The following is a 771-nucleotide window of genomic DNA, read 5'->3' as shown; positions in this document are numbered from 1 at the left end:
GTTGGTGTTGTATAGTACAACCCATCACGGTGGTTAGTAATGTATGAGAGAGGAGTGATAGTGATGGCGGGTACCACAAAAATTGAATGGTCACAGAGAGTTTGGAACCCAGTTACTGGGTGCACGAAGGTAAGCCCTGGCTGTAAGTACTGTTACGCAGAAAGGTTTGCACGTCGGCTCCAAAAGATAGGGAACGCTAGGTATCGCCACGGGTTCCAAGTAACACTCCATCCAGACCTTTTAGAACTACCTTTACGTTGGCGAAAGCCTTCAATAATTTTTGTTAACTCAATGTCTGATCTTTTCCACTTATCCGTTCCTGACGAGTTTATTCAACAAGTGTTTGAAACAATGGTAAAAGCAAACCGGCATATTTTTCAAGTTTTGACAAAAAGGTCGGAAAGACTTTTAAATCTCGCGCCACAGCTTCCTTGGCCTGAGAACGTTTGGATGGGGGTAAGTGTGGAAACTGCGGAGTATTACACGCGCATCGAACATCTCCGCCAAGTTCCGGCACAAGTACGGTTTCTCTCGTGCGAACCCCTCTTAGGACCTTTGGATAAACTACCCCTCGATGGGATTCACTGGGTTATTGTTGGTGGCGAATCAGGTGCCGGTGCGCGCCCAATGAAAGAAGAATGGGTACGCTCTATTCGTGACCAATGCCAAAAAGCAAGTGTGCCGTTTTTCTTCAAGCAGTGGGGCGGAGCACAGAAGTGGCGGAATGGGCGAATATTAGACGGTCGCACATACGACCAAATGCCGTATCTG

At 47.3% G+C, this 771-nt stretch carries 1 protein-coding gene; it reads left to right on the top strand.

Annotated features, from left to right (window positions below; genetic code table 11):
- Window positions 1-39 precede the first annotated feature (39 nt).
- A partial coding sequence (locus AC01ZF_RS17570) for a DUF5131 family protein (protein WP_476575555.1) occupies window positions 40-771 on the top strand: 732 nt, incomplete at its 3' end.

The sequence above is a fragment of the Chloroflexus sp. genome (genome assembly GCF_056331925.1).
Note: the sequence above shows the minus strand (reverse complement) of the source record. Positions and strands in the feature narration are given on the sequence as shown.